Source organism: Trinickia sp. Y13 (assembly GCF_029522115.1).
Taxonomy (GTDB): domain Bacteria; phylum Pseudomonadota; class Gammaproteobacteria; order Burkholderiales; family Burkholderiaceae; genus Trinickia.
In genome coordinates, this window is sequence record NZ_JAKWFK010000004.1 from 491,050 (window position 1) to 498,284 (window position 7,235).

Genomic DNA, 7,235 nt, shown 5'->3' on the forward strand with positions numbered 1-7,235 from the left:
GGTTTCCGGGTGTCGCTTTACCCTTCCCAAGCGCTCGTCGACATGGATCCTGCTTCAGGCACGCGGGAAGGCGACGAGTTGGAGATTCTCGCGATCCTCGTCGAGAAGTATGAGGCCGAGCACTTCCCGATGGCGGCGCTGAGCCCGATCGAGGCGATCAAATTTCGGATGGAACAGGCGGGTCTGTCGGTCTCCGGCGTGCAACCGTACATCGGGAACAGCAACCGCGTGTATGAAGTGCTCGCGGGCCGCCGCGCGTTGAGCCTCGCTATGATCCGCAAGTTGCACGATGCGCTGCATATTCCCGCCGAGGTGCTGATCGGAACCGCGTAACTGCAACGTCGGCAACAGTCGTCGAAACGCCGCAGACCTTCGCAAGTAAACCAATGAACATGGCATATCCGCCGCCGCCGATTACGTGACGAGAGGCGCGAGGATAGAGATGGGTAGGCTCGGCGTCATCTTCGCCTTCGGGCAAAAAGCGGACATCGGTTGCTTCTTTACACTCCGATGCACTTCTTAAGCGAGGTTGCAGACTGATCTATCTGCCTACTCACAGGCCAGGCTGGATGCCATAGCCAGGCGGCTCAACGAACGTCCCCGAAAAACACTAGACTTCGATACGCCGGCTGAGCGATTTAACCAAATCGTTGCATTGACCGGTTGAATCCGCCACCCATTCCGGTCACGCACTTCTGTCCAAAGCACCCGTTCATGGACTAAAACTCCACGCCTCATTTCGTCCGGCGATCAGGCTATCCTAAGCGGCAGATGGCAACTCCTACGCCAATCGAAGATCCCACAACGCATCAAGTACGTGCTGCGTGCAACGCTCAACGGGCCGTGCACGGTGAGCAATACCGAGCCGACGCCACAACGCCGGGCGCAGCGGACGAATGGCAATGCGCCCGTTGCTCATGGGCGTAGTGGCCTCGTGGGGCAACAGCGCTGCGCCATAACCAGCCGCGACCAGACTCTTGATCGCGTCGTTGTAGTTAAGCTGCATGCGCGGCAAAGGATGGTGCCCTCCGGTCGCGAACCATTCCGCAGTCAGACGCGAAAGACGCGTGGTGGCGTCATTGAGAATGAGAGGTTGGGAGGCGAGCCATTCAGGAGTGACGCGGGCCGGACACCGCCAATGCGCTGGCACAAAGGCCATCACAGGATCGCGGCGCCAGGGCTTTATCACGAGTCCAGCCACTGGTGGCTGAGGCAACGCGATCACCCCGACATCCAGCGTTCCGTCCACCAGCCGGGAAAGGGTTTCCTGCGAAGTGAGCACTGCAATCTCGATGTCGATGGCGGGGTGGTGCTCGCGCAGTACCTCCAGCGCTTGCGGCAGCAGATGAGCGATGACGCCTGTCGACGCGCCGAGACGCGCACGTCCTTCGAGTCCCGCCACCTGGCGTTGAATATCGTCTAGCGCCTGTTCCGCGTCGGCCAGCAATCGGCGCGCGCGCTCTACCAGCACCTCACCTATGGGCGTCGGCCCCACATGCCCCCGCTTGCGTAACAGGAGTGGCGCGCCAATGCGCTCTTCGAGTTCAGCGATGTGGAGGCTGACTGTTGGCGGTGCCAGGTTCAATGCGCGCGCCGCATCGGCAAATGAACCACGGTCGGTAACGGCTACCAGGGTGCGCAAACGGTCCAGGCTGATTTCTCGCATGTTGCCCGTCCAGGTTCAGGGAAACTGAATGTTTACGTCATGAAATTCAACTTTCCCTATTCTAGCCGTCCGCGCAAGATAGGAGCTCGAATTACCGTTACAACCCACGATCAGCGGAGTCACCCACGTATGAGCGCTCCCATTGTTTTCATCGACGGCGACCAGGGCACCACCGGGCTGCAGATCCATGACCGGCTGTGTAACCGTACCGACATCAGGCTGTTCACGCTTGCAGCGGCGGAGCGCAAAGACTCGCGACGCCGCGCAGAAGCCATCAACGCCTGCGACATCGCCATCCTCTGTCTGCCCGATGCTGCCGCGCGCGAGGCAGTGCGCACCATTGTCAATCCTGCCGTCCGGGTTATCGACGCGAGTTCCGCCCATCGCACGCAGCCGGACTGGATTTACGGTTTCCCGGAAATGTCGCCGGGGCAGGCTGGGAAAATTGCGGGCGCCCGTCGAGTCACCAATCCCGGTTGCTATCCGACTGGTGCGGTTGGCTTGCTGCGTCCGTTGGTGCAGGCGGGGCTCATACCAGACAATTACCCGATCAGCCTCCACGCGGTATCCGGCTACTCAGGACGCGGGCGTGCCGGCGTGGAGCAACATGAGGGACCGGGCGCTGCCAGCGCGCGTTCGTATCAGGTTTACGGTCTGGAACTCGCGCACAAGCACGCGCCGGAGATCCAGCAGTACGCCTTGCTTACTGAGCGTCCTATTTTCGTCCCTGCGTACGGAGCATTTCGTCAAGGCATCGTGCTGACGGTGCCGCTGGCGTTGCGGCTGCTGGCGCCCGGTGTGAATGGCCCGACGGTACACGCATGTCTGGCACGCCACTACGCCGAGGTAACTCATGTACGAGTCTTGCCCCAGCACGAATCGAGCACCCTAAAGCACTTGGACCCGCAAGTGCTGAACGGTACTAACGACATGCACTTGAGCGTATTTCATGACACGGAGCACCGGCACGTCCTGCTCGCCGCGATTTTCGACAACCTTGGAAAAGGCGCATCCGGAGCTGCGGTTCAGAACCTGGACCTCATGCTCACGCAGCATTAGAAGCAAAGGGTGACGGCGCGATGGCGCCTCGACACCCCGCGCCCCGATTACCAGGTGATGCAGTCTTTTGAACTCGCCAGCAAGGCGAACACGTAGGCACGGCCATCTCGATGTATCCGCCCGAAAATCCCCGTAATAGCGAGTGTCACCGATTTCGCGGAAACTAAAGTAAACACGAGCCGATGCCGTACGAGCGTGAACCCGCTCGAGTAGCCCGCCTTGATTCCGCCCGGATACGTGAGTTCTTGAATTTTCGCATTAATGCGATACGCGACAACCTCACCGTCGGCAATACACTTCACGCCGCGGCCTTGGTCGAACTTGCCTGCAGTGCCCTGCCCGAAGTGGATACCGCCATGCCACAGCCCGTTCGCACCGAGCGGATAAAAGCCATCTTCCGAAGCACTCAATGCGCGGAGATAGTCTTCCGGTGCAGGTCGAGCGCCAGGATTCGCCAAAGAAAACGGATACACCCACGTCTCGACCCGAGACGGCTGTTCTTGCTGCTGCTCCACTAGCTATCCTTTTTAATTCGTTTGTCTTACAGGGATGCCTGTTCACCGACTCTCAGTCGGCGGTTGACCGCTATTATCCTGATGCCTTTGGAGATTGCAATCCGATGCGGCGACGTTGTCGGTCGCAGTTTGGCCGAACCCGGTCGACTACCATCGAGGAGGAGGCTGACCGACGGAAGCAGACCCATAAGGGATACCCTCTCCGCCCGAAAACGGACGTTCAAATGGAGGTTCCGCGACGCATCTACGAAATCTTCGTCGCAGTGAACAATACATGCCCACCGCCAGAGCGAGCTTCGCTGGCTTCTACGGGCGATTGAACTGCCGTCGTTGCCGGATCCAGGTAACGGGAGAGCAGGCGGCGACCAGTCACATCGTCGATTTCCGAGAAACCCATTTCGCGCAACTTTTCGTGGAGTGCCGGCGCATCGAAGTGGCTCAGAAACGGTTCGCCCGCAGCCATCGCCCGCCTTGCTCTTGCCTCGTGCATCGCCAATCGTTCGGCGGAAAACGTAGCGGGCGGATCGCTATAGTCAAACACCACCTCTGCGCCGCCAGGAAGGCAGGAAATCATGCTGAGCGTCCCGTCAATCGCTTTTTCTGTCAAATAAGGAACGACACCGAGCCAGACGAAAAAGGTTCGCTGCGTCGGCTTGAAGCCGGCTGACTTCAGAGCATCCAGTAGCGCATCGTTCTCAAAGTCGACCGGTGCATAGATCAGTGAATCGGGACACGCTATGCCGACTTGCTCGAGCCGTCGTCGCTTCCATGCCTGTGTGGCCGGATGATCGACTTCAAAAATGCGAGCATCGCTGGTGAGCTCGCTGCGGTACGGAAAGGTATCCAGGCCGGCACCAAGAATCACGATCTGCCGCACGCCGCGCTGGTCAACGGCACGCATGAGTGCCGTCTCGGCAAATCGTGATCGAGCTGCGATGAACATTCGCATGCTACGCCGGGACGTTTGCGATTCGTCGTCGAGCCTTATGTCCTCGGGCTTCAGCCCAACTATCGCTAGCGCTAGACGGTCCTTGAAAATGTTTCCACCCTCTACCACTTGATGAACGGCGCGATGAGTTGCGGCGGAAAATGCTGTGCGGCTGGGTTCCTGTTCTCGCATTTCACTCTCGTACAGTATCTGGAATTGCCGGATCGTTGAGGGAAATGGCTACCGGTAGTCCCGCATAGGTACATGCCGATCGCCAACCATATGGACCACTGCATCGAAGGATGCGTCCATGGTCGAGCTTGCACGGCTCCTCCGGCAAATGCGTGCCCAGTTCCTGACTAGCTCCGCACCGCCAGCCCAGCCTTCGCGCGCGTGGGCGCGTCCAATATCTGGCTACCCGTGAACCTCGACTTCTTCATCGGCAGAACGCCCTCTTAACGAGAAAATGCTCATTCTCCCGACGCTGGATTTTGCGCGGGCATGACCATTCCGGCACCGTCGATATTTTATCCTACTACTATTCGGCTTTATACTACTATCAATAGGACACTGGAGATGACATGGGACGTTTGGGTTTCACGAGAACACAGGTGGTAGACACCGCGGCGCAGATCGTTGACGAGGACGGCCTAGCGGGCCTGACGATGGCCGCGCTGGCCAAGCGCCTGGGCATCGCGTTGCCAAGCCTGTACACGCATGTGCGCAGCCTTGACCACCTGCGTCAGGAGGTCGCCCTCGCCGTCACCGAGGGATTGAGTAGCGCCATGGACGACGCGATCCGGGGTCGTGCCGGCGCGGACGCCCTTGCGGCCCTAGCCAACGCATACCGCGCCTATGCGGTGCGCCATGCGGGACGGTATGCCGCGTCGATGGTGATTCAGCCCGATGCGGGCGACCCGCGCACGCAGGTCGCCATTGGGCACTGTGCGGACGTCGTGTACGGCACCCTGCGCGGCTACCGGCTGGAAGAGCCCGCGCTTACCTCGGCGGCGCGATTCCTGCGGGCCACGCTGCATGGTTTCGCGAGCATCGAAGGACAGGGCGGATTCGGCCATCCCGCCAGCGTCGACGCGTCGTTTGCGGACCTCGTGGCCGGCATGCACCGTGCCCTGGAAAGCTGGCCCCAACCCAAACGGCGGGGGCGTTGAACATGGCAAGTGAATTGATCGAAGGCGTCGTCGATGCGCGCGCAACAAGAACGAGCGTCGATTATCGGGTCTTGATACCGGCCGCCCGCCGTCCCAGCGAGCGCCTGCCGCTGATCTTGCATCTGCACGGCGCGATGTCGTCCGCCGCATCACTAGCCCATGCGCGTGGCGCCTATGAGCGCGCCTGGGAGCAGGGTGAACTGCCGCCGGCCGTCGTAGCTTGCGCGAGCACGCCCACGCTGGGCGGTTTTTACATCGATCACGCGAGCGGGCCGGGATGGGAAACGTTCGTCGGCGTCGAATTCCCCGACTTCCTGGAGCAACGCTTCAACCTCGCCGGCACACGCGCCGCGGTCGGCTTTTCCATGGGCGGCTACGGCGCGCTTAAGCTGGCCTTGCGCCGCCCCGATGCGTGGGCGGCCGTGGCCGCGCTGTGCCCTGTCGTCTTCCCGGCCGAGACGGCGGCGGCGGTCCCCGCGGACAACCAGCCGGCGATCCTCGCCGAACTCAACCGGGCGATGGGTGTGGACGACGCCACATACGCGCGCAATTCCGTGTACGGGCTGCTGCGCGCCAACCACGCCGCGATCCGGCAGGTAGGTACGCGCATCTACGTCGATTGCGGCACCGACGACGAATTCCGGCTGCACGACGGCGCCACGTATCTCCATGGCGTCATGTGCGGGCTCGCTGTCCAACACATCTTCAAGTCGATTGCCGGTGCGGGGCATGCCGACGCCCACGCACTTGTACGCCAGGCAGACGCCCTCCGCTTCCTGGGCGACGCACTCGCAGCGCGGACACGCACGAACTGAAAGGCCCGGGCCAGCTCGAAACAGGCCCCGGTCCGGTGTGGCCGGGTAGCTGGCCGATCGCCCACCTGCGGCGCACGATAAAGCCGCGCCACGCCAATTAACTCTGAGGTAGGCGAATGCAGATCATCGTTGCAACAGACATTCACGGCACTCATGAACAACTGCGAACACAACTGACCGTTCTTGGCGAGTCAATCGTCGTTTCACCCTGGTCTGGTGACGGAAATCCTTTTGCAACCGAGCATGAGGCCATCTCGCATTTTCATCAACAAGATGGACTTGCCTTTTATGAGAAAAAAATCGCTGAAGTAGCACGAGGAAAGCCCTCCGTTCTCATTGGGTTCAGCGTCGGCGCCACCAGCCTGTGGCGGTATGCCGCCAGTCCGCAATGCAACGCAGCCAGCCTTGCGTTTCTCTATTACGGCTCAAGAATCAGGGATTATGAAGGGCTTGTTCCACGCTGCCCTACAACGGCTTTCTTCGCAGAGCACGAGCCTTCATTCAATCCAACCAACTTGGCCAAGGCGCTTGGCCAGTCTGGTGCACAGTGCATGGTTCTCTCCGGCACGCATCACGGCTTCATGAGTCCAACCTCGAACCACTACCGAGCCGATATCGCAGAAGAACAGTTTCGGCTATTGAAGGCCAAGATCAGTGAACACCAACACCGCTTAGTCTCTAGTTTCAATGTGCAACACCCTGGATGAGGTAAGGTGTTGCGATGAAGAAGTACATGCATCTGAGCGCGGAGAACCGCGCACGCCCCCGACCAAAGCGGTTTCCCCTAGTGAGATCACCAAATGCGCGTTCGGAGATGAAATGACGCTCTGAGGTTCCGCCGTTGAGCCTTGCAGATATCACTGAGCGATCCAATGATGATCGACGAAGAGGAGAAAGTTTGCCGAGGGCATGTATCGCCCAATCCGTATGCGTTTGGACGAAGCGGCAGGGTCTAGCAGGCTGTTGAAAAACCTCCCGCAGACGTCATCCGAGCGGGAGGGGTAAACGTTGAAACAAGGAATCGACCAACACTGAGAGCGAAGCGATGCGCGGAGCGGACGGCTACACCGAGACGATGTTCAC

The 7,235-nt window shown here is 60.2% G+C and carries 8 protein-coding genes and 1 pseudogene; 6 read left to right on the forward strand and 3 right to left on the reverse strand.

Annotation, left to right across the window (positions count from 1 at the left end; genetic code table 11):
- Positions 1-9 precede the first annotated feature (9 nt).
- Entirely contained in the window at positions 10-333 is a 324-nt protein-coding gene (locus MMB74_RS10780; protein WP_277428607.1) for a transcriptional regulator, read from the forward strand.
- A 202-nt stretch (positions 334-535) separates the two neighbouring features.
- A pseudogene (locus MMB74_RS10785) lies at positions 536-667 on the forward strand (IS30 family transposase); the annotation flags it as partial.
- A gap of 114 nt (positions 668-781) precedes the next feature.
- Here MMB74_RS10785 and MMB74_RS10790 read toward each other — a convergent pair.
- Entirely contained in the window at positions 782-1,666 is an 885-nt protein-coding gene (locus tag MMB74_RS10790; RefSeq protein ID WP_277428608.1) for a LysR family transcriptional regulator, read from the reverse strand.
- A 129-nt stretch (positions 1,667-1,795) separates the two neighbouring features.
- Here MMB74_RS10790 and argC point away from each other — a divergent pair, with 129 nt between their 5' ends.
- Positions 1,796-2,725, forward strand: a complete 930-nt coding sequence (gene argC / locus MMB74_RS10795) for an N-acetyl-gamma-glutamyl-phosphate reductase (protein ID WP_277428609.1) — start codon at positions 1,796-1,798, stop codon at positions 2,723-2,725.
- A 47-nt stretch (positions 2,726-2,772) separates the two neighbouring features.
- On the opposite strand, the gene MMB74_RS27410 is transcribed toward argC, so the two are convergent.
- Both MMB74_RS27410 and MMB74_RS10805 read right to left on the reverse strand, forming a co-directional pair.
- Entirely contained in the window at positions 2,773-3,240 is a 468-nt protein-coding gene (locus MMB74_RS27410; RefSeq protein WP_346780675.1) for a hypothetical protein, read from the reverse strand.
- Positions 3,241-3,484: 244 nt separating this feature from the next.
- A complete protein-coding gene (locus MMB74_RS10805) occupies positions 3,485-4,360 on the reverse strand; it encodes a class I SAM-dependent methyltransferase (protein WP_277428610.1) in 876 nt (291 codons plus the stop codon).
- A gap of 389 nt (positions 4,361-4,749) precedes the next feature.
- Between MMB74_RS10805 and MMB74_RS10810 the strand changes: the two genes are divergently transcribed.
- The 3 genes from MMB74_RS10810 to MMB74_RS10820 all read left to right on the forward strand — a co-directional run bounded on the left by MMB74_RS10810 (position 4,750) and on the right by MMB74_RS10820 (position 6,859).
- A complete protein-coding gene (locus MMB74_RS10810) occupies positions 4,750-5,337 on the forward strand; it encodes a TetR/AcrR family transcriptional regulator (protein WP_277428611.1) in 588 nt (195 codons plus the stop codon).
- Positions 5,338-5,339: 2 nt separating this feature from the next.
- Positions 5,340-6,152: an alpha/beta hydrolase-fold protein gene (locus MMB74_RS10815; RefSeq protein ID WP_277428612.1), complete on the forward strand. Its 813-nt coding sequence runs from the start codon at positions 5,340-5,342 to the stop codon at positions 6,150-6,152.
- 116 nt (positions 6,153-6,268) lie between these two features.
- Positions 6,269-6,859: a dienelactone hydrolase family protein gene (locus MMB74_RS10820; RefSeq protein ID WP_277428613.1), complete on the forward strand. Its 591-nt coding sequence runs from the start codon at positions 6,269-6,271 to the stop codon at positions 6,857-6,859.
- The last annotated feature ends 376 nt before the right edge of the window (positions 6,860-7,235 follow it).

Coding starts and splice junctions, on each gene's coding strand:
- MMB74_RS10790 (WP_277428608.1), bottom strand. CDS start 1,666: ATGCGAGAAATCAGCCTGGACCGTTTGCGCACCCTGGTAGCCGTTACC.
- argC (WP_277428609.1), top strand. CDS start 1,796: ATGAGCGCTCCCATTGTTTTCATCGACGGCGACCAGGGCACCACCGGG.
- MMB74_RS10805 (WP_277428610.1), bottom strand. CDS start 4,360: ATGCGAGAACAGGAACCCAGCCGCACAGCATTTTCCGCCGCAACTCAT.
- MMB74_RS10810 (WP_277428611.1), top strand. CDS start 4,750: ATGGGACGTTTGGGTTTCACGAGAACACAGGTGGTAGACACCGCGGCG.
- MMB74_RS10815 (WP_277428612.1), top strand. CDS start 5,340: ATGGCAAGTGAATTGATCGAAGGCGTCGTCGATGCGCGCGCAACAAGA.
- MMB74_RS10820 (WP_277428613.1), top strand. CDS start 6,269: ATGCAGATCATCGTTGCAACAGACATTCACGGCACTCATGAACAACTG.